At 69.8% G+C, this 20,907-nt stretch carries 18 protein-coding genes; 11 read left to right on the forward strand and 7 right to left on the reverse strand.

The window, feature by feature from the left end; genetic code table 11:
* Positions 1-42 precede the first annotated feature (42 nt).
* From ACL00U_RS03470 to opgC, 3 genes are read left to right on the forward strand one after another with little or no spacing between them, the layout of a single operon-like run.
* Positions 43-2,115 carry a glycosyltransferase gene (locus ACL00U_RS03470; RefSeq protein ID WP_412873829.1) on the forward strand — a complete coding sequence of 691 codons (2,073 nt, stop codon included), beginning with the start codon at positions 43-45 and terminating at the stop codon, positions 2,113-2,115.
* On the forward strand, positions 2,112-2,522 hold the full coding sequence (locus tag ACL00U_RS03475) for an ATP-binding protein (protein ID WP_017886807.1): 411 nt from the start codon (positions 2,112-2,114) through the stop codon (positions 2,520-2,522). Before ACL00U_RS03470 ends, ACL00U_RS03475 begins: the two co-directional genes overlap by 4 nt.
* Positions 2,519-5,035 carry an OpgC domain-containing protein gene (gene opgC, locus ACL00U_RS03480; protein WP_412873830.1) on the forward strand — a complete coding sequence of 839 codons (2,517 nt, stop codon included), beginning with the start codon at positions 2,519-2,521 and terminating at the stop codon, positions 5,033-5,035. Before ACL00U_RS03475 ends, opgC begins: the two co-directional genes overlap by 4 nt.
* Before the next feature lie 72 nt (positions 5,036-5,107).
* Here the strand turns inward: opgC and ACL00U_RS03485 are convergent, their stop codons facing one another.
* The 5 genes from ACL00U_RS03485 to ACL00U_RS03505 all read right to left on the reverse strand — a co-directional run bounded on the left by ACL00U_RS03485 (position 5,108) and on the right by ACL00U_RS03505 (position 10,246).
* Positions 5,108-6,202: a Gfo/Idh/MocA family protein gene (locus tag ACL00U_RS03485; RefSeq protein ID WP_412874076.1), complete on the reverse strand. Its 1,095-nt coding sequence runs from the start codon at positions 6,200-6,202 to the stop codon at positions 5,108-5,110.
* Positions 6,203-6,207: 5 nt separating this feature from the next.
* The gene (locus ACL00U_RS03490) at positions 6,208-7,071 is read right to left on the reverse strand and encodes a ThuA domain-containing protein (protein ID WP_017886804.1); all 864 of its coding nucleotides are present in this window, start codon (positions 7,069-7,071) and stop codon (positions 6,208-6,210) included.
* Between the two features lie 49 nt (positions 7,072-7,120).
* The gene (locus tag ACL00U_RS03495; RefSeq protein WP_017886803.1) at positions 7,121-8,008 is read right to left on the reverse strand and encodes a carbohydrate ABC transporter permease; all 888 of its coding nucleotides are present in this window, start codon (positions 8,006-8,008) and stop codon (positions 7,121-7,123) included.
* A complete protein-coding gene (locus ACL00U_RS03500; protein ID WP_017886802.1) occupies positions 8,005-8,865 on the reverse strand; it encodes a carbohydrate ABC transporter permease in 861 nt (286 codons plus the stop codon). The genes ACL00U_RS03495 and ACL00U_RS03500 overlap by 4 nt, the downstream gene beginning before the upstream one ends.
* Before the next feature lie 148 nt (positions 8,866-9,013).
* Complete coding sequence (locus ACL00U_RS03505) at positions 9,014-10,246, reverse strand: sugar ABC transporter substrate-binding protein (protein WP_042537758.1); 1,233 nt, start codon at positions 10,244-10,246, stop codon at positions 9,014-9,016.
* Positions 10,247-10,399: 153 nt separating this feature from the next.
* Here ACL00U_RS03505 and ACL00U_RS03510 point away from each other — a divergent pair, with 153 nt between their 5' ends.
* The 4 genes from ACL00U_RS03510 (at position 10,400) to ACL00U_RS03525 (ending at position 14,716) form a co-directional block, all read left to right on the forward strand.
* A complete protein-coding gene (locus ACL00U_RS03510; RefSeq protein ID WP_017886800.1) occupies positions 10,400-11,416 on the forward strand; it encodes a LacI family DNA-binding transcriptional regulator in 1,017 nt (338 codons plus the stop codon).
* Positions 11,417-11,583: 167 nt separating this feature from the next.
* Positions 11,584-12,903 carry an ABC transporter substrate-binding protein gene (locus ACL00U_RS03515; protein ID WP_412873831.1) on the forward strand — a complete coding sequence of 440 codons (1,320 nt, stop codon included), beginning with the start codon at positions 11,584-11,586 and terminating at the stop codon, positions 12,901-12,903.
* Entirely contained in the window at positions 12,900-13,868 is a 969-nt protein-coding gene (locus tag ACL00U_RS03520; protein ID WP_175470757.1) for a carbohydrate ABC transporter permease, read from the forward strand. The genes ACL00U_RS03515 and ACL00U_RS03520 overlap by 4 nt, the downstream gene beginning before the upstream one ends.
* Positions 13,868-14,716 carry a carbohydrate ABC transporter permease gene (locus ACL00U_RS03525; protein ID WP_027464448.1) on the forward strand — a complete coding sequence of 283 codons (849 nt, stop codon included), beginning with the start codon at positions 13,868-13,870 and terminating at the stop codon, positions 14,714-14,716. The genes ACL00U_RS03520 and ACL00U_RS03525 overlap by 1 nt, the downstream gene beginning before the upstream one ends.
* 95 nt (positions 14,717-14,811) lie before the next feature.
* Here ACL00U_RS03525 and ACL00U_RS03530 read toward each other — a convergent pair whose 3' ends face one another.
* Positions 14,812-15,258 (reverse strand): MarR family winged helix-turn-helix transcriptional regulator, encoded by a 447-nt coding sequence (locus tag ACL00U_RS03530; protein WP_017886796.1) that lies wholly within the window; start codon positions 15,256-15,258, stop codon positions 14,812-14,814.
* Between the two features lie 121 nt (positions 15,259-15,379).
* Between ACL00U_RS03530 and ACL00U_RS03535 the strand changes: the two genes are divergently transcribed.
* Entirely contained in the window at positions 15,380-16,363 is a 984-nt protein-coding gene (locus ACL00U_RS03535) for an AraC family transcriptional regulator (RefSeq protein WP_140448392.1), read from the forward strand.
* 13 nt (positions 16,364-16,376) lie between these two features.
* Here the strand turns inward: ACL00U_RS03535 and ACL00U_RS03540 are convergent, their stop codons facing one another.
* Entirely contained in the window at positions 16,377-17,420 is a 1,044-nt protein-coding gene (locus tag ACL00U_RS03540) for a LacI family DNA-binding transcriptional regulator (protein ID WP_042537884.1), read from the reverse strand.
* Between the two features lie 147 nt (positions 17,421-17,567).
* Between ACL00U_RS03540 and ACL00U_RS03545 the strand changes: the two genes are divergently transcribed.
* From ACL00U_RS03545 to ACL00U_RS03555, 3 genes are read left to right on the forward strand one after another with little or no spacing between them, the layout of a single operon-like run.
* Positions 17,568-18,863, forward strand: coding sequence for an ABC transporter substrate-binding protein (locus tag ACL00U_RS03545; protein WP_017886793.1), 1,296 nt, complete (start codon positions 17,568-17,570; stop codon positions 18,861-18,863).
* 2 nt (positions 18,864-18,865) lie between these two features.
* The gene (locus tag ACL00U_RS03550) at positions 18,866-19,888 is read left to right on the forward strand and encodes a carbohydrate ABC transporter permease (RefSeq protein ID WP_017886792.1); all 1,023 of its coding nucleotides are present in this window, start codon (positions 18,866-18,868) and stop codon (positions 19,886-19,888) included.
* The gene (locus ACL00U_RS03555) at positions 19,888-20,769 is read left to right on the forward strand and encodes a carbohydrate ABC transporter permease (protein ID WP_017886791.1); all 882 of its coding nucleotides are present in this window, start codon (positions 19,888-19,890) and stop codon (positions 20,767-20,769) included. The genes ACL00U_RS03550 and ACL00U_RS03555 overlap by 1 nt, the downstream gene beginning before the upstream one ends.
* Positions 20,770-20,907 lie beyond the last annotated feature (138 nt).

A 20,907-nucleotide genomic window follows, 5' to 3' on the forward strand; every position in this document is an offset into this window, starting at 1 on the left:
TCTCGGGCGTGCGCTGCGGCCGGGGCCCGCGGATCAGGAGGCATGCTTGCGACGCAGCACGTGCGACGGCACCACGGTCGGGGCGACCCGGTGACCGCGCTCGACGTCAGCCGACAGGACCGCCGCCGACTCACCACCGGAACGGCCCGCCGGCGCCTGGTCACCGTGCGGACCGTGGCGCTCCTGGCGTCCCTCGCCGGGGTGAACTACATCGTGTGGCGCTGGGCGGCCTCGGTGAACTGGCACTCGTGGTGGATCGCGGTGCCGCTGATCCTCGCCGAGACCTACAGCGTCATCGACTCGCTGCTCTTCGCGCTCGGGGCCTGGCGGCTCCGGGAGCGCGGCGAACCGCCGGCGAAGCCGTCCACCGACGTCACCGTCGACGTCTTCATCACGACCTACAACGAGCCGGTCGACCTGGTGGAGCGCACCGCCCGCGCGGCGAAGGCGATCACGCACCCGCACACCACCTGGATCCTCGACGACGGCAACCGCCCCGAGATGCGCGCGGCGGCCGAAGCGCTCGGCATCGGCGTCATCACGCGCGGCGCCGACTGGGTGGACCGGCCACGGCACGCGAAGGCCGGCAACCTCAACAACGCCCTGCTCGCGACCCAGGGCGAGTTCCTGCTCATCCTCGACGCCGACCAGGTGCCGGACCCGGCGATCCTCGACCGCACCCTCGGCTACTTCAAGGACCCGCAGATGGCGCTCGTGCAGACGCCGCAGTGGTTCGAGAACGTCCCCGCTGCCGACCCCTTCGGCAGCCAGGCGCCGCTCTTCTACGGCCCGATCCAGCAGTCGAAGGACGGCTGGAACGCCGCGTTCTTCTGCGGGTCGAACGCGATCCTGCGGCGTGAGGCACTCATGCAGCTCGGCATCTCGCGCTACGTGGCCGAGGTCGAGGCGTCCGTGCAGCGCACCCTCGCCACCTCGCGCAAGCTCCTCGCCCGTTCCCGCGAGACCGAGACCGACCAGCGCGTGCTCGATGCCCTCGACGACGCCGAGGGCGTGGTCGACCGCGCACGCGAGCAGGTCCGGTCCGGCGAACCCCTGGGCGACGTGACCTACGCGTTCCAGCGGGGGATCGACGCCATCGCGTTCCGGTTCGCCGCCGCCGACCTCGAATCGGTGCGGAACGACCTGCAGGAGCTCGCGGCGATGTCCACCGACGCGAACACCTTCGCCGGACTCGACGACGCCGCCCTCGACGTGCTCGGGCGGCGCGAGGCCTCGCCGGTCGCCGCCATCGAGTCGATCGCCGTGCTCGCCCGTGCCCTCGACGTCAACCGTGACGACGAGGCCCAGCCGATCATGCCGCTGGCGACGATCTCGGTGACCGAGGACATGGCCACCGCGATGCGCCTGCACGGCCTCGGCTGGAAGTCGGCGTACCACGACGAGATCCTGGCGACGGGCCTGGCCCCCGAGGACCTGCCGACGATGCTCGTGCAGCGACTGCGCTGGGCGCAGGGCACCATGCAGGTGTTCTTCCGTGAGAACCCCCTGGTGCAGAAGGGGCTGTCGTGGGGGCAGCGGCTCATGTACTTCTCGACGATGTGGAGCTACCTGTCGGGGTTCGCCGCGATCGTCTACATCGCGGCGCCGGTGCTCTGCCTGTCGTTCGGGGTCGTGCCCGTGCAGGCCTACAGCGTCGACTTCTTCGCCCGGCTCATCCCGTTCCTGGTGTGCAACCAGCTGCTGTTCTGGGTGGTGGCCGCCGGCAGACCGACCTGGCGCGGGCAGCAGTACTCGCTCGCCCTGTTCCCGATCTGGATCGAGTCGGTGACCAGCGCCTTCCAGAACGTCTTCCGGGGCAAGCCGCTCGGGTTCCGCGTCACCCCGAAGGTGCGCGACGAGACCGAGCAGAAGCCGCGGTGGGACCTGGTCAAGCCGCAGCTCTGGGCGATGGGTGCCCTGGTCGCCGCCCTGGTGATGATCGTCATCCGGTACCTGACCGGTCAGGCCGAGGGGATCGCGCCGCTCGTCAACACCGCGTGGGTCGTCTTCGACCTGTTCATCTTCAGCATCGTCATCCGCGCGGTCCGGTACCGCGGCCCGGCCACCCCCGCACAGTCCGAACACGAGTCGAGCACCGCCGGAGGGCCCCTGTGAGCACCGAGACCACGTTCGAGGTCGCCGCGACGCCCGACTCCCTCAACGAGGTGCAGGACCGCTTCGCCGCGTGGTGGGACGGGCTCGGAATCGACGACGTGCGGCTCCGCTTCGCACTCGAGACCGCCCTGGCCGAGGTCGCCGCGAACATCGTCGAGCACACCGTCCGCGCCGACCGGGGGACCGGGCGCCGGTACTCCGTGCGCCTCCAGGCCACCGACCAGGCCCTGACCGCGGTGCTGACCGACAACGGGATGCCCGTCGACATCGACCTGAGCGCCGTCACCATGGCCGACGTCGAGCAGGAGAGCGGGCGTGGGCTGGCGCTCGCGATCGCCGCGCTCGACCGGCTCGAGCACCGGCACGAGTCCGGCCACAACGTCTGGATCCTCGCGTGCGACCGGTGAAGCAGCAGGTGGCCCGCGCTCTCGCCCTCCTCGTCACGATCGCCACGCTCCTGCTCGGTGGTGCGCTGCCCGCGTCCGCGGCGTCCGCGGCGTCCGCGGCGTCGGCGGCACCCGTGCAGCGGGCCGCCGCCGTCGAGCCGGCGGGGGGCTCGACGTGGTTCGGCCCCGACCTCGACTGGGCGAGCGACTCGCCCGAGGGCTACGAGGGACGGCTCGGCGCGACGCCGTCGATGTACGGCGTCTCCGTCGACTACCCGCTCGACGGCCCGGCCAAGCAGGAACTCCTCCGGTCGGCGCGCGCGGCGGCGACCCAGGGTGCGGTGCTCGTCGTGAGCCTCGAACCCGACCGCAGGCTGCGGTCGCTCGACACCGGGGACGCACGCGCCGTCAACTCCGTGTTCGAGGACCTGCACGACCAGTACGACACCCAGGTGCTCGTCCGGTTCGCACCGCAGATGAACGGCACGTGGGTCCGGTGGGGGCAGCAGCCGACCGAGTTCGTCCGGGCGTTCCGGGCGCTCGCCACGACCGTGCACGCGGGCGCGTCGGACGCGCTCATGGTGTGGTCCCCGGGGTACGGTGCCGGCTACCCGTTCGGCGAGTCCGCCGGGCGGCTGCGGGACCTGTCGGTGATCGACGTCGCGAAGGCGGACACCAACGGCGACGGACAGCTCACCGGTGCCGACGACCCGTACGGCCCCTACTGGCCGGGGGCCGAGGCCGTCGACTGGGTCGGGCTGTCGATGTTCTCGTACGGCAAGGGCGACCCGACCGAGGCCGCCGGTCGTGCCGTGCCACTCACCCGCAGCGGTGAGGTCGAGTCGCGGTTCGACGAGGACTGGGGCTACGACCAACCCCAGTCGGAGACGTTCTACGACCGGTTCGCGGTGGCCGACGACCGCCCGATGCTGCTCGACACCGGAGCCCTGTACAACCGGGAGCTGCAGGGCGACGCCGAGCTCCAGGTCAAGCGGAGCTGGTGGCGGCAGGTGCTCGCCGCCGTGCAGGAGCGTCCGCTGATCCGGGGCATGACCGTGCTCGAGGCGGAGCGCCGCGAGCCCGAAGCCGGCAACCGCGTGGCCGACTGGCGACTCACCGCGGACCCGGACGTCGCGAAGGCCTTCCGCGCCGACCTCGAGCGGTCCGGGGACTTCGCCTTCGGACCGGTCACCGACCGCGTCACCGTGCAGCAGGGCAACGCCGCGATCTCGCAGGAGTACGAGACCGGCGGCGACCAGATGGCGTGGATCGTCTGGCTGGCCGCGGGCCTGGCGATCGTCTTCCTGCTGAGCGGGGTCTTCGGGCGGCTGCTGCCGAGCTGGCGCTACCCCGACGACGGCAAGCCAGGCCGTGACCTGCGCCTCGACCTGTTCCGCGGGTTCATCATCCTCGCCGTGGTGATCACCCACATCGAGATCGGCGGACCGTACTCGTACCTGACGCTGCACGCCGTCGGGGCGATCACCGGCGCCGAGATGTTCGTGTTCCTGTCCGGCATGGTGCTCGGCATGACGTACCCGTTCGCCGTGAAGAAGTTCGGCGAGTGGGCTGCGGCGATCGGGGCGTGGAAGCGCGCACGCAAGCAGTACGTCGTCACGCTCGTGGTGATCGCCGTCGTGTTCGTGCTGAGCTTCGTGCCGTTCCTGAACACCGACGCCATCACGACCTTCACCGACCGGGGCACCGGCCTCGGTGGGGTCGACGCCGAGGGACGCGTCTACGACCTGTACCCGAACGTCATGCAGCTGCTCGCGTACCCGCCGCCCTGGTACGCGATCCGGCAGTTCCTGCTGCTCGAGATGGGGCCGTGGCCGTTCAACATCATGGGGCTGTTCGTGGTGCTGAGCCTGTTCATCCCGGCGTTCATCTGGGTGATCCGCCGCGGGTTCTGGTGGGCGCTCCTCGCCGCCAGCTGGGCGCTCTACGTGTTCCAGGCGCTCAACCCGGACTTCCGCCCGCTGAACTCGCAGTTCGAGGCGGTGTTCCCCCTGTTCACCTGGCAGGTCGTGTTCACCCACGGGCTCGTGCTCGGGTACTACCGGCGGCAGATCGTCGGCGCGCTCACCGGGCGGCTCGGCAAGGTCCTGGTCGGCATCGCGGTCGGCGGGTACGCGGCGTTCCTGGTCTACGTCTGGGCCGGTGACCACTTCGGGTTCACCCCGGTGCCGTTCCCGGCCGAGATGTACCAGTCGCTGTACAACACGGCGTACCAGCGGGTGGACCTGCAGTGGGGCCGCCTGGCGGACATCGCGTTCTTCGCGGTCGTGTCCTACGCGATCCTCACGGTGTTCTGGAAGCCCATCGCCGCCGCCATCGGCTGGCTCTGGATCCCGCTCGGGCAGGCGAGCCTGTACGTGTTCGTCTGGCAGGTGTTCTTCGCCCTGGCGATCGCGTCGATCCCCGGTGTGCCGTGGGGCGACTTCTGGATCGGGTTCGTGGTGCACACGGCGCTGATCCTGCTGGCCTGGTACATGGTCCGCAAGAAGTTCCTGTTCTCCGTCATCCCGCGCTGATCGCGCGCTCCGACGGACGGGAGGCCCGTGGCGGTGTCGCCACGGGCCTCCCGTCCGTCCTGCGGTCGCGTCTCAGGACGCGGGCAGGCGCGCACGGAGCGCGCCACGGACCGACTCCCACGCCGCCAGGCGGTCGCGGACCGCGTCGTCCTGCTCGGTGTCCAGGGCGTCCCGGTGTGCCTGCTCGAGCACCTCGTCGATGACGACCCGGCGCCCGCTGCGCGCCGACGTGATCGCGGCGTCGACCATCGTGAGGCTCATGACGTTGCCGTGCACCTCGCCGTCCGGCACCTCGCCGGAGCGGACGGCCCGGACGAAGGACGCCAGCGACCCGGCGATCTCGTGTCCCACCGACGGTGCCGTGACCGGGGACCCCGGTGTGCCGTCGAGGTCGCTCGACGGGTCGTGGTCGCCGTCCCAGAGTGCCGTGCCGGCGGCTCCGGAGGCGCGCCAGTCGCCGTTCCACGAGGTCTCCGCACCCGGCGCGCACCAGGAGCCGTCGTAGACGTAGCGGACGTCGTCCTCGAACGTGAAGACGGCGGCGGCGGCCGCGTCGCCCCGGTACCAGGACCACGACGGGTTCCACGACTCGCAGTACACCGACACCGGATCGCGCTCGAGCACGTACCGCGCCGAGTCGAAGGCGTGGATGGCCATGTCGAGCAGCAGGACGTCGTCCATCTCCTCGCGGAAGCCACCGAAGTGCGGTGCCTTCGCGAACCGGGTGCTCAGCCCGCCCACGACACCGAGGTCGCGGACGTGCTGCCGGAACGCGACGAGCTGGTCGTTGTAGCGGCGGGACTGCGACACCATGAACAGCTGGCCGGTGGCCTCGGCGGCTGCCGCGAGCGACAGCGCCTCGGCGACGGTCTGCGCGGCGGGCTTCTCGCCGAGCACGGGGAGCCCGGCCCGGAGCGCCTGCATGGTGACCGGGTGGTGCGCGACCGGCACGGTGATGTCGAGCACGGCCTCGGCCCCGGTCTCGGCGGCCAGCGTGGTCAGGTCCGTGCCGACCGGGATCGACGGGTCGCCGGCGTGTGCGGCGCCGGCACGCGCGGCGTCGAGGTCGAGGTCGACGATGCCGACCAGCTCGACCTCGGGGTCGGCGGCGACGGTGGCGAGCCAGGCCCGCCCCATCCCGCCGGCGCCGACCTGCAGGACGCGCAAGGGGCTCACGCCTGCGCCCCGTCGCGCTCGGCAGCGGGCGCACTGGCTGCCGGCTCGGTGACCGCGGGCTCGGCGGCCGCCGGGGCGGCCGTCTCCGGCTCGGCGTCGTCGAACGGGCCGCGGTAGTGCTGCCCGTCGAAGTACTCGCCCAGGTCGTAGCGGCGGAGCGTCGGCATCTCGCGCTCGCGCTCCGGCCGTGCCCACTCGGCGCCGTTCGCGATCACCCGGCGGACGTCCGGGTGGTGGTAGACGGGGAAGTCCTGGTCACCGGGGGAGAAGTAGAAGATCTTCCCCAGGCCGCGGCGGTACGTCATGCCGCTCCGGAACACCTCGCCGCCCGTGAAGCCCGAGATGAACACGAGCTCGTCGGGCGTCGGGACGTCGAAGTACTCGCCGTACATCTCCTGCTCGGGGATGACGATCGGGTTCGGCACCCCGCGGGTGATCGGGTGCTGGGGGTTGACGGTCCAGACGAGCTCCTGGTCGTGCTCGCTGCGCCACCGCAGGGTGCAGGTGGTGCCCATGAGCTTGCCGAAGATCTTCGACCAGTGGCCGGAGTGCAGCACGAGCAGCCCCATGCCGGAGAGCACGTGCCGGTGCACCCGGTCGACCACGGCGTCGTCGACGTCCTGGTGTGCGGCGTGCCCCCACCAGGTGAGCACGTCGGTGTCCGCCAGGACCTCGTCGGTGAGGCCGTGCTCCGGTTCCTGCATGGTGGCGGTCCGGACGACGGCCTCGGGCAGGTGCTCGCGGATGCCGTCCGCGATCGCGCCGTGCATGCCGTCGGGGTACCGCTCGGCGACGTGCTGCTCGACCTGCTCGTGGACGTTCTCGCCCCAGACGGTGATGCGGAGCGGGGTGGTGGTCATGGTGTGTGCCTTTCTGGCTGGGATGCGTGGCGGCTTCGGTCCGGTGCCGTCACTTGACGGCACCGCCGAGGGCACCGGCGGAGATGTACTTCTGCGCGAAGATCAGCAGGACGGCAGCGGGCAGGGACGCCAGCACCGAGGTCGCCATGACGGGGCCCCAGTCCGTGACGTTCGAGCCGATGTAGTTGTAGATGCCGAGCGTGATCGGTCGGACCGCGGTCGTCGACGTCAGGGTCAGTGCGATGAGGAAGTCGCCCCACGCGCCGAGGAACGTGAAGAGCGCCGCGGTGACGATGGCGTTCCGGCTGATCGGCACGACGATCGACACGAACGCCCGGAAGTCGCTGGCGCCGTCGACGAGTGCCGCCTCGACCAGGCTCGGTGGGATCGACTCCATGAACGCCCGCATGAGCAGGATGGCGAAGGGCACCTGGACCGCGCTGTCGGCCAGGATCAGCCCGACGTAGCTGTTGAGCAGCCCGATGTTGTTGAACAGCGTGTACAGCGCGTTCGCGATGACGATCGCCGGGATCATCTGCGTGATCAGCAGCACGAGCAGGAACACCCGGCCGCCGCGCATCCGGAACCGTGCGAGCCCGTACGCGGCCGGTGTCGCGATGGCGAGCGTCAGCAGGACGGTGCCGAGTCCGATGATCATGCTCGAGACGAAGTTCTGCCCCTGCTGGGCGAACGCGGCCTGGTAGCCGGCGAAGGTGGGGGAGAACGGGAACCACGTGGCCGTGGCGGCCCCGGACGTCGCCTGCAGGCTGGTGTTCACCATCCAGTAGACGGGGAACACCATGATCGCGAGGAACACGCAGCCGAGGATCGTGAACGGGATCCCCTTCGCCGAACCGCGTGGCCGGGGGGCACGGGCGCTCTTGGTGGTGATCGCGCGGGTGGCGGTGACGGTCTGGTTCGCGAGTCCGACGCTCATTCGTCGACCGCCTTCCGTGAGATCGCGATGTAGACCATCGCGAAGACGAACGAGACGACGATGAGCACGTTGCTGACCGCGGCTCCGATGCCGAACTGGAAGTTGATGAACGACTGGTGGTAGGCGTTCGTGGCCAGGGTCTGGGTCGAGTTGGCCGGGCCGCCGCCGGTCAAGCCGAGGATGATGTCCACGACCTTCAACGTGTAGACGACCCCGAGCACGATCACGACGCTGACCACCGACCGGATGCTCGGCCAGGTGATGTACCAGAACGCCTTGAACCCGGTGGCGCCGTCGAGCGAGCCGGCCTCGTAGAGTTCCGGCGGCACGGACTGCAGACCGCTGTACAGGATCGTCGTGTTGAACGGGATGCCGAGCCAGACGTTGACGCCGATCACGGCGATGAGCGCCAGGCTCGGGCTGACCAGCCACGGCACGGGGGCGATGCCGACCACACCGAGGAGCTGGTTGAGCGCGCCGCTGTCCTGGTCGAGCAGCCACTTCCACACCGCGCTGGACGCGATGAGCGGCAGCAGCCACGGCAGGAGCAGCAGTCCCCGCAGGAAGCCCGACAGCGGGAAGTGCCGGCGGAAGAACAGCGCCAGGCTCAGCCCGATGACGAACTGCAGGATGATCGAGCCCGCCGTGAACAGCGCGGTGTTCACGAGGCTCGTCGTGAACACCGAGCTCTGGAACACCGAGATGTAGTTGGCGAGTCCCACCCAGGGGGCCTCGCCGGTGAAGAATGTCGCCGTCGTGTAGTCCTGGAAGGACATGACGATGTTCTTCACCACCGGGTAGCCGAAGAAGACGGCCACGAAGACCGCCGCTGGCACCACGAAGAGCCATCGGGTCACGCCGGATCGGAACCGGGCTCGTCGTTGCCCGGGTCGGGGTGTCGTCACGGGCGGGATCGTCCATGGTCGTGTCTGTGTCGAGGCGCTCACGCCGGGGTCCTTTCCTCGTCGCCGGAGGGAGCCGACCGGTCGGCCGGCTCCCCGTGGACTACTGCTCTTGGGACTGCGCCTGCTTGAGCGCTGCCTCGGGGCTGGCCTTGCCGGTGAGGGCGAGCTGGACGGCGGTGTAGATCTTCGTGGCGGCCTTGGGCCAGTCGGGTCCGAGCTCACCGGTGCGAGCGCGAGCGGTCTGCACCGTGGTCACGAAGGACGCGACCTGCGGGTGGTCCTTCGCCCACGCGGCGCCGGCCTCGAGGTTCGTCGGCACGTTGCCGCTCACCTCGGACAGGGCCTTCTGCATCTTCTGCGTGTGCAGGCAGCCGACGAACTTGCCGGCGAGCTGCATCTTGTCCTTGTCACCGGTCTGCGGGACGGTGAACGCCTCGCCGCCGAGCGGTGCGACCGTGGCCTCGCCGGTGCGTGTCGGGATCGGGACGCTGTCGAACTCGAGGCTCTTCTTCTCGTTGAGCGCCGGGAGCTGCCAGGGGCCGTTGATCATCATCGCGGCCTTGCCGGCCAGGAACTGGTTGTTGACGTCCGCCTGGGCCCAGTTGATCGAGCTCTTGGACATCGAGCCGTCGTCCTGCAGGTCCTCGACGAGCTGCAGGGCCTGGGTGGCGTCCGCGGTGGCGATGTTCTTCTCGTCACCACCGTTCGACCAGAAGAACGGCAGGAACTGCCAGGTGCCCTCGTACGTGTTGATGTTGCTCATCGCGAAGCCGTAGGTCGAGCCCTTGGTGAGCTGCTTCGCGGCGGCCTTGAGCTCGTCCCACGTCTTGGGCGGCTGGACACCGGCGTCCGCCAGCAGCTTCTTGTTGTAGTAGAGCGCGATGGAGTTCGTGTTCGACTGCAGGCCGTAGAGCTTGCCCTTGTAGGTGCTCGCCGCCTTCACGCCGGGGACGTCGCCGTCGGCGTCGAGCCCGTAGGCCGACAGGTCGGACAGCGCACCAGACGACGCGATCTGCTGCACGTCGGGGTTGTCGAGCATGAGGACGTCGGGCAGCGTCTTCGACGACGCCTGCTGCAGCACCTTCGAGATGAGGCCGGCGCCGGCGACGTGGTTGATCGTGACCGTCGCGCCGACCTCCTTGGCGCACTGCTTGTAGACCGGGTTGTAGTTCGCGTCGTAGTAGTCCTCGATCGTCAGGGCCTTGCTGCCGCCCGACGAGGCCGATCCGGAGCCGGAGCACCCGGACAGGACCAGGGGGACCGTGGCGAGCACGGCGACGGCGCCGACGAGGGCGCGGGTCCGGCGCGACTGGGAGGGGAATCTTTGCTTCATTGCAGAGCTCTTCTCTTGACGGATGCTGGGACAGGCACGCATCGACGAGGCCGCTGACGTCATCGTCGCTGTGCTCCTGGGGCGAGAAGCTAACAGATAAGCGCTTCACCTGTAAAGCGCTTTTCTGACACGGCGAGCGCTAGGATCAGCGGCATGGCCACGATGCAGCAGGTCGCCGATCGGGCGGGGGTCTCGATCGCCACCGTGTCCTTCGTGGTGAACGGGACGAAGTACGTGACTCCCGGAACCACGGCGCGGGTGCGGACTGCGATGCGCGAGCTGAAGTTCCGTGGCAACGTCGTCGCCCGTGCGCTCGCGAGCCGACGCACCCGGATCATCGCGCTGCTGTTCCCGACCACCGGCAACCGCTTCAGCCCGACCACCTCGCAGTTCTTCATGAGCGCGGCGGAGCGTGCGTCCGAGCGGGGGTACCACCTCGTGCTCTGGCCCGTGGACCCCGCCGGCGACGACCTGGACGACCTCGTCTCGGGCGGACTCGTGGACGGCGTCATCCTGATGGAGGTGCGGATGGACGACCCCCGCGTCGCCGTCCTCACCGACCTCGACGTGCCGTTCACCCTGATCGGCCGGACCCGCGACAGCAGCGGGCTGCCCTTCGTCGACATCGACTTCGAGACGACGATCGAGGACAGCCTCGACCACCTCCAGGCCCTCGGGCACCGGCGGTTCGGGCTCGTCCTCGAGGACCTCGAGGGCACCCCGATGGCCGGGTACGCACCGCACCTGCGCGTCGAGTCGACGTTCCGGCAGGCGATGCTCGAGCGCGGACTGACCGGGACGATCGTCACGGCGGGGCCCGGCAGTGACGGCGGCCGGCAGGCCACGAGTGACCTGCTCGCGGCGGACCCCGACGTCACCGCTGTGCTCGTGATGAAGGACGACTCGTCCGCCGGCGTCCTGGTCGGGCTGTACACCGCCGGGCGGCGGGTCCCCGAGGACGTCTCGGTGCTCAGCATCGCGTCGTCCGAGGCGAACGCGGACCAGCACTACCCGCGGCTGTCGACGATGGTCGCCCCCGGCCCGGAGCTCGGCGTGCGGGCCGCCGACGCCCTCATCGAGCAGCTCGACGGCACCTCGGAGGACCTGCCGCACTTCCTGCTGCCGTGCACGCTGCGGATCGCCGAGTCCACGGCCCCCGCCCCGGCCTGACCACCCGCCGGTCCGGAGGCGCGGGTCGTCCCTGCCACGCGCCTCCAGGCCGTCGGCCCCGGCCCCACGGAGCCACCAGCGAAAGCGACAGATCCCTGCGGACAGCCCAGGCTCCGCCTGGTTGTGTGGATGCACAGGTTCGCAGCACCACACGTCGAGGAGGACGGATGGCCATCGACCGGAGGACGTTCATGCTCGGGGGAGCGGGGGTGCTGCTGCTCGCCGGCTGCTCCACCCGACCCGAGCGCACGCGGGTCGAGGACTGGCCCACCGAACCGCCCGAGGGTGAGGCGACGATCAGCTGGTGGGCCGGCCAGGTCGCCTCGAAGGACGGGGGTGACCTGCGTCGTCGGCTCATCGCGGAGTTCCAGAAGGAGCACCCGAACATCCGGGTCCGGATCGTCAGTGCCCCGAGCGACACCGACACGAACCGGACCAGCCTGACGACCCAGATCGCGGCGGGCAGCAGCACGCCGGACGTCTACCTGGGTGACGTCGCGTGGCCCGGGCAGTTCGCGAAGAACAAGCTCGCGACCCCGGTGAACCAGCTCGTCGGTGAGGACTTCTTCGACCAGTTCCCCGAGGGGCTCCGGCTCGCGGCGAGCGTCGACGGCACGTACTACATGTTCCCGCTCTACATCGACGAGTCGTTCTTCCTGTACCGGAAGGACCTGCTCGCGAAGCACTCCCTGCAGGTGCCGGCGTCGTGGGAGGAAGTGCGCGAGACCGCCGCGAAGCTCGTCGACACCGGTGACGTCAGCTACGGGTTCGCGTTCCAGGGCGACGTGTACGAGGGGCTGACCTGCAACGTCACCGAGTTCGTCGCGGACGCTGGTGGGTCGTTGCTCAACGACGACCTGACCAAGCCCGAGACGACGAGCTCCGAGACGAAGCGCGCCTTCGAGTTCATGCGCTCGCTGATCACCGAGGGGGCGTCGCCGCGGGCCACCCTGACGTACCAGGAGCAGGACACCAACGACGCGTTCTCCGGCGGCCGTGCGGCGTTCCTCCGCAACTGGTCGTACGCGTGGGGGATCGCGAACGGTCCGGACAGCCGGGTCGCCGGCAAGGTGGGTCTGGCCGCCCGGCCGACGTTCGACGGCATGGACGAGCACCACTCGACGATCGGCGGGTGGGGGAACTACATCAACCCGCACACGCAGGAGCCCGCGGCGGCACTGACCTTCGCGCGCTGGATGTCGAGCGAGACCGCGCAGCAGTTCCTGACCCGCGAGGGCGGCGTCCTGCCGGCGCGGAGCACCTCGCTCGTCAGCGAGGACGCGAAGCGCCAGGAGCGTCCCACCTACGACACGGCGGCGGGCATCACGCTCGTGCCCCGCCCGACCTCGACCGCCTACTACCCGAAGGTGTCGCAGGGCATCTACCAGAACGGCAACAGCATCCTCGGTGGGCAGGCGTCCGTCGACGGCGGCACCAGCGCGATGGCCTCCGCCATCTCGCTGGCACTGCAGGGAGCAGCGCTGTGAGCGCCGGCACCGCGACACGGCCGGCACGGCCTGGAGGCACGGGGCGCGTCGATCCGCCGCCCCGGCCGACGGGGCGGTCGCGTCTCGACCGCATCCGCTCGCGGGGTGCGTGGGGCTTCGCGGCCCCGGCGCTCCTGGTGGTCGCCGCGGTCACGATCTTCCCGGTCGTGTACTCGGTCGTCCTGAGCTTCGCGGACGTCGAGGTCGGCTACGAGGGCTTCACCATCCAGTCGTTCGGGTTCGACAACTACGCGGCCCTGCTGCAGAGTGCCGACTGGTACCGGGCGCTCGGGTTCACGGTGCTCTACACGGTGGTGACGGTCTCGGTCGAGCTCGTGCTCGGCATGCTCGTCGCGCTGGTGCTCGAGCGGCTCGGGGCCACCCGCGGCTGGATGCTCGCGCTCATGCTCATCCCGTGGTCGCTCGTCACCATCGTCAACGCGCAGCTGTGGAAGTACATCTACGACAGCACCTACGGCGTCGCGACGTGGTTCTTCGGTCTGTTCGGGGACGCTCCGGTGATCCTCGGTGAACCGGTGCCCGCGATCACCGGGCTGATGGTCGCGGACATCTGGAAGACGACGCCGTTCGTCGCGATCATCCTGCTCGCCGGGTTGGTGCAGATCTCCGAGGACCACTACGAGGCCGCCGAGCTCGACGGCGCGAGCACCTGGCAGACGTTCTGGCGCGTGGTGCTGCCGCAGCTCACCCCGACCCTGACGATCGCGGTGCTGTTCCGCATCCTGCAGGCGTTCGGCGTCTTCGACCTGCCGTTCGTGCTGACGAACGGCGGACCGGGCACCGCCACCCAGTCGCTCGCGATCATGGGCTACAAGGTGCTCTTCCAGGACATCAACATCGGTCCGGGCGCCGCGATCGCGACCTCGACCGCGATCATCGTCGCGGCCGGGTGTCTGCTGTTCCTCCGGGCGTTCCGGAACCAGGCGAAGGGAGGGGACGACTGATGCCCCGTCAACGTGTGCGCAAGGGCTGGCGGAAGTGGGTCAACACCGTGAACGTCAGCGGTGTCGTCATCGCGGTGCTCACGGCGCTGCCGCTGTACTGGCTCGTCACGACGTCGCTCAAGCCGGCGTCCGAGATCGGGCAGTCGCCGCCCACCGTGTGGCCGCAGTCGTTCACCTTCGACAACTTCGTGGTGGCCTTCCGTGACAACGCGCTCGGCCAGTACATGGTGAACAGCGTCATCGTGTCGGTGTCGACCACGGTGATCGTGCTCGCGCTGGCGTTCCTGGCCGGGTACGCGCTGGCCGGCCGGTTCATCCGGGGCCGCACGGCGATCATGACCTCGTTGCTCATGCTGTCGGTGTTCCCGGCGATCGCGGTGCTGACGCCGCTGTACCTGCTCGAGCGCAACCTCGGGCTGCTCAACTCGTACCCGGGTCTGATCGTGCCGTACGTCGCGTTCAACCTGCCGTTCGCCATCTGGATCATGCGGAACTACCTGCAGGGGATCCCGTCGACGATCGAGGAGGCGTCCGAGATCGACGGGGCCGGGGCGTGGCGCACCGTGCTGAGCGTGATCCTGCCGATGGCCAAGCCGGGCCTGTTCACGGTCGGCGTCTTCACCTTCACAGCATCGTGGAGCGAGTTCCTGATGGCGCTGACCTTCAACAGCGAGAACTCGTTCCGGACGATCCCGGTCGGCATCGCGCTCTTCGGGACGCAGTTCACGGTGCCGTTCGCGCAGATCTTCGCCGCGAGCGTGGCCGCCACGGTGCCGATCGTGATCCTGGTGCTCGTGTTCCGCCGCTCGATCGTGTCCGGTCTGACCTCCGGCGCCGTCAAGGGGTGACGGGTGTCCGGCATGCGGAGATAGGTAGAGAACTTACCTAGCTGCGCATGCTGGACATTCGTCCGAGCGTCGCGCTGACCGCCCGTACCCTGCCGTCAGGGGCTCGGTGCGCCGAGATCGACGGCTGCGACGATGCGGTCGATGATCCGCACGAACCTGGCCCGCTCCCGTTCCGAGAAGGAGGCCATCAGGTCGTGCAGGTGCTTGTTCGTGCCGTCCATCGCGCGCGTGTAGTCGCGGCGGGCGGCATCGGTCAGCTCGATGTACCGGCTCCGGCCGTCGTCGGGGTTCGGGACGCGACTGAGGTGTCCGCTGTGCTCGAGTCGGTCCACCATGCCGGTGACCGCCGGGCCGGTGAGTCCCAGGTGCTTCGACAGGTCCTTCACGCGCACGGTCCGGCCCGCTGCTTCGGCGCGGGACACGAACTGCAGCAGCGTCAGGTCGCCGCCGGAGACGCCGAGTTCGTCGCGCAGCCGCCCGCGGAGTTCGGAGACCGCGGCCTCGAGCCGGGTCAGCGCTGCGTCGAGGTCGACATCGCTCACGACAGCGCCCCCTCTGCACGGGTCTCGTCCGGGTCACGATACGCCGCAGTCACCACCCCAGCGTATCCACATAGCGCGGTTCGTGGAACGGTCCGGGTGGCGGCGTCGGGAGCAGGGCGCCGTGGCTGACCCCGTCCCGGACCCGCAGGGTGCCGACCGGGCCGGCGAACCGGTGCGGTTCGAGGTCGCCGGCGGGGACCCCTACGCCGCCGAGCGCGACCTCGCCGCCGTCCACGGTGCCGATCGGTGGTCCGTCCGGCGCATCGACGACGACTTCTCGTACCGGTACACGGCCGTCGGCGACTCCGAGGTGAGCATCCGGCGTTCGCGGCTCCGCGGTGCCGTGCGTGGCTCGGTGCCCGTCGGGGCGGACTACGTCGTGACCTGGATCACGAGCGGCACCGCGTCGCTCGACTCCGGGCGTGCGCGGATGCAGCTGCGCCGCGACGTCCCCGTGCTCCTGCCGCCCGAGGACGACTTCGTGTTCACGGCCGAGGACCACGACCAGCGGCTGGTGCACTTCGGGCGTGACTACGTGCACCGCGTCGCGTACGAGCACCTGGAGGTCGAGACGGCGCCGCTGCGGTTCGACCCGACCCGGGTGCCGGAGCCCGACACCGCGGAGCGCTGGCAGGAGGCGCTCGTGGCGCTGTCGCGTGCCCTGCGAGCCGAGGGGCCCGACTCCGACGCGTGGCACGAGGCCAAGCGGTCGGCCGCCACCGCGTTCCTGGACACGTTCCCGCCGCAGGCCGACGACCTGCCCGCGGTGCTCGATCTCCCCCGGAACGCCCGGCTGCGGGCCGCGGTGGAGTACATCCACGCCCACGCCGCCGAGCCGGTCTCCGTCCAGGAGCTGTCCGAGGTCGCCGGCCTGAGCGTGCGGTCGGTGCAGGAGTCGTTCCGCCGGGTCTTCGACGTGTCGCCGCTGACCTACCTGCGCGAGGTCCGGCTCGACCGGGTCCGCGGCGAACTGCTCGAGCTCGACCCGCAGGCCGGGGTCGTCGGTGACGTCGCCCGACGGTGGGGGTTCGCCCACCTCGGCCGGTTCTCGGCGGCGTACGCGGCCCGGTTCGGCGAGTACCCGAAGCAGACCCTGCGCCGCTGACGACGACGGGTGCTCAGCGGCCTGCCGTGGGTCGCGGCGCCGGGCCGGTGCTCGCCCGCACCCGCAGGGTCGTGGGGAGCCGGACGTGGTCCGTGGTCGGCTCGCCACGGAGCATGGTCAGGAGCATCTGCACGGCGTGCGACCCGAGCTCGTCGAGCGGCTGCGACACCGTGGTGAGCGGCGGGGTCGTGGTGGAGGCCTGCGGCACGTCGTCGAAGCCCACGACGGACAGGTCCTGGGGAACGCGGAGCCCGACCTCGGCCGCGGCGCGGAGCACACCGATCGCCGACGAGTCGTTCGCCGCGAACACCGCGGTGGGGCGGTCGTCGAGGGCCAGGAGTTCCCGGGTGACGGCCGCGGACTGGTCCTCCTGGTAGCCGCCGTCGCGCAGCAGGCACTCGTCGACGGTGATGCCGGCGGCGGTCAGGGCGGAACGGTAGCCGGCGGCCCGGAGCTGGGCGGACGCCAGGTCGGCGCGACCCTGCAGGTGCGCGATGCGGGTGTGCCCGAGCGCGAGCAGGTGCTCGACGGCCTGGACGGCTCCGGCTTCGTTGTCGGCGTCGACGGTGGCGTGGCCCTCCGGCCCGGTGTGCGGGTCGATCGCCACGACGGGGATCGAGGAGCTCGACAGGGCCGTGGTCGGGGTGACCACGATCGCGCCGTCGATCAGGGTGCCGGACAGTCGGGACAGCGACCGGCGTTCCCAGCCGGGTCGGTCGGCGCCGGTCATCAGGCCGGCGTAGGCGAGCAGTTCGTAGCCGGTGCCGGTGGCCGCCCGCGAGATGCCGCGGAGCAGCTCGGTCGAGAACGGCTCGAACTCGGGCACCAGGATGCCGACGACCCCGGTCCGCGAACTGCGCAGGCTCCGGGCGACCAGCGAGGTCTCGTACCCCAGGTCCTCGACCACCTGCTGCACGCGGAGCATGGTGGCGGCGGCGACACCGTCGCGCTGGTTGATCACCTTGGAGACCGTCGGGATCGAGACCCCGGCCGCTCGTGCCACGTCGCCGATCGTCACCCGGCCGGCACCGGGACGCGCGCCGAGTGCCGAGTCCATGTGCACACCGTACCGCTGCGACACCCTGCGATCGGTTAAGAAAACGTTATCGATATCGATTGACACCGCCCCCGAGCAGCAGGCATGCTCTCCGCAGCGGCAGTCGATGTCGCGCCATGTCAACGACGACACTTCAGGAGTTCCACGATGACGAGGAAGATCCGTGCCGCGGCAGCCATCGCGCTGATCGGGGCGACCGCACTGGTGGCCAGCGGGTGCTCGGCGGGCAGCGATGCCTCCGAGGACGGCGGGAAGGTCACGATGACCTTCTGGCACAACTCGACGACCGGACCGGGCAAGGCCTACTGGGCCTCGACGGTCAAGGCGTTCGAGGAGAAGTACCCGAACGTCACCATCAAGACCCAGGCGATCCAGAACGAGGACCTGGACGGCAAGCTCCAGACCGCCCTCAACTCCGGCGACGCCCCCGACGTGTTCCTGCAGCGTGGCGGCGGCAAGATGGACGCCATGATCGCCGCCGGGCAGCTCATGGACATCTCCGACTCCATCAGCGCCGACGCCAAGAAGTCCATCAGCGCGGGCACGTTCGCCGGCTACGAGAAGGACGGCAAGACCTACGCCATGCCCGGCGCGGTGCTCCCCGAGGGCATCTGGTACTCGAAGGACCTGTTCAAGGAAGCCGGCATCGAGGGCACGCCCACGACCATGGACGAGCTGAACGACGCGATCACGAAGCTCAAGGCCAAGGACATCGACCCGGTCGCCGTCGGCGCGAAGGACGCCTGGCCGGCCGCCCACTGGTACTACAACTTCGCACTCCGCGAGTGCAGCCAGAAGACGCTCGAGGACGCGGCGAAGTCCCTGAAGTTCGACAACGCCTGCTGGACGAAGGCCGGCGAGCAGCTCGAGGACTTCAACGCCACCAAGCCCTTCAACAACGGCTTCCTGACCACCGCGGCACAGCAGGGTGCCGGCAGCTCCGCCGGTCTCCTCGCCAACCACAAGGCGGCCATGGAGCTCATGGGTGCGTGGGACCCGGGCGTGATCGCATCGCTGACGCCGGACGCCAAGCCGCTGCCCGACCTCGGCTGGTTCCCGTTCCCCGCGACCGACGGTGGCAAGGGTGACCCGAAGTCGATGATGGGTGGTGTCGACGGCAACTCCTGCTCCGCACAGGCCCCGAAGAAGGCGTGCACCGACTTCCTGAACTTCATCGTGCAGAAGGACAACCAGGAGGCGTACTACAAGGCCTTCAACGCCATCCCGGTGAACAAGGACGCCCAGTCGGTCGTCGACTCGGACTACCTGAAGTCGGCCCTGGCCGCCTACCAGGACGCCCCGTTCGTCTCGCAGTACCTGGACACCCTGTACGGCCAGAACGTCGGCAACGCGCTGAATACCAGCGTCGTCGACCTGCTGGCCGGCAAGGGTGACGCGAAGGACATCGTCGAGACCACCAACCAGGCTGCGGCCAAGGGCTGAGCATGGCCCTCGACACCTCGCTCGGTACGACTCCGGCCACCGGGTCGGACACGGCCGCGGGGACGTCCCCGGCGGGGAGCGGTTCGCCGCTCCCCGCCGGTCGGCGGACCACGCGCCGCATCGCGGACTGGCGGAAGCGCGTCGAGATCGCGGTCCTCGCCGGACCCGCGGTCATCGTCTTCGTCACGTTCGTGATCCTGCCCGTGGGCCTCGCCGCCTACTACGGGTTCTTCAAGTGGCAGGGCTACGGCCCGCCCACCGACTTCGTCGGGCTGCAGAACTACCTGATCATCTTCCAGGACAAGGCGTTCCACGCGGTCCTGATGCACAACGGCTTCATCGTCGTGCTCTCGCTGGTGCTGCAGGGGCCGATCGCGATCGTGCTCGCCCTGCTGCTCAACCAGAAGATGCACGGCCGCGGGCTCGTCCGCGTGCTCGTCTTCGTGCCGTACGTCATCTCCGAGGTGATCGTCGGCACCGGGTGGAGCCTCATGCTCCAGTCGAACGGCGCCGTGAACGACCTGTTCCAGAGCATCGGCCTGGGCGGACTCCGTGCGGACTGGCTGTCGAACCCCGACATCGCCATCTGGACGCTGCTCGTGATCATCTCGTGGAAGTACATCGGCTTCGCGGTGATCCTGTTCCTCGCCGGCCTGCAGAGCATCCCCGAGGAACTGTTCGAGGCCGCCGCCATCGACGGTGCCGGCTACTGGCAGATCCAGCGGCGCATCACCCTGCCGCTCCTCGGACCGACCATCCGCATCTGGGCGTTCCTGTCGATCATCGGCTCGCTGCAGCTGTTCGACCTCGTCTACATCATCTGGGGCCAGTACATCGCCTCGACCGCGGGTACCTCGACGATGGCGACGTACATGGTCGCCAACGGCCGGACCTCGGGCAACTTCGGCTTCGGCAGCGCCGTCGCGGTCGTGATGTTCGTGATCTCGCTCGTGGTCGCCCTGATCTACCAGCGCTTCGTGCTCCGCCGTGACACCGCGGGTGCACTCACCGAGAGGAAGAACTGATGGCCACCACGAGCATCGTCGCCCCCGGGCGCCGGGCCGTGCGGGAGCGCCGGTCCAGTGCCGCGATCGGACGCGCCAACCCGCTGACCTACGTCGTCGCGATCCTGTTCGTCGCCGCCAACCTGGCACCCGTGCTCTACATCGTGCTGGGCGGCTTCCGGACCAACTCACAGATCACCACGAGCCCCGCCGGGCTGCCGGCACCGTTCGAGTTCGGCAACTACGGCTCCGTGCTGTCGAGCGGCATCTTCTGGCAGCAGCTCGGCAACTCGACGATCAGCGCCGTCACGACCACCCTCGGGGTCGTCGTGCTCGGGCTGATGGTGAGCTTCGTGCTCGCCCGCTACCGGTTCGCCGGCCGCGGGGCGCTCTACGCCCTGTTCGCCGCGGGGCTGATGTTCCCGATCACCGTCGCGATCACCCCGCTGTACCTGCTCGTCAAGGACCTCGGTCTGACGAACAGCCTGGCCGGCGTGATCCTGCCGCAGATCGCGTTCGCGCTGCCGACCACCGTGATCATCCTGGTGCCGTTCCTGCGCGCCATCCCCGACGAGCTCGAGGAGGCCGCGTCGATCGACGGGGCGAGCCGTCTCGGGTTCTTCTTCCGGATGGTCGTGCCGCTGTCGCTGCCCGGCGTCGTCACGGTCGGCATCCTGGCGTTCATCGCCAGCTGGAACAGCTACATCCTGCCGCTGTTCATCCTGAACAACGAGGCCGCCTACACGCTGCCGCTCGGGGTCCAGTCGTTCTCGTCGCAGTACTCCGTCGACACCGCCAAGGTGCTCGCGTTCACCTCGATGTCGATGATCCCGGCGCTCGTGTTCTTCACGATCTTCCAGCGCCGCATCGTCGGCGGCCTGACCGGGGCGGTGAAGGGGTGACCGCGACCGACGCGACGCGGACCGCCGGACGCGACCCGCGCCTCCAGGCCGACAGCGCGACGGACGCGACCGCGACGACCGCGACCGCGACCGCGACCGCGACCGCGACGGACGCGACCGCGACCCCCTCCGGCCCCC

Source organism: Curtobacterium poinsettiae, assembly GCF_047226435.1.
In the GTDB taxonomy this organism is placed as follows: domain Bacteria; phylum Actinomycetota; class Actinomycetes; order Actinomycetales; family Microbacteriaceae; genus Curtobacterium; species Curtobacterium poinsettiae.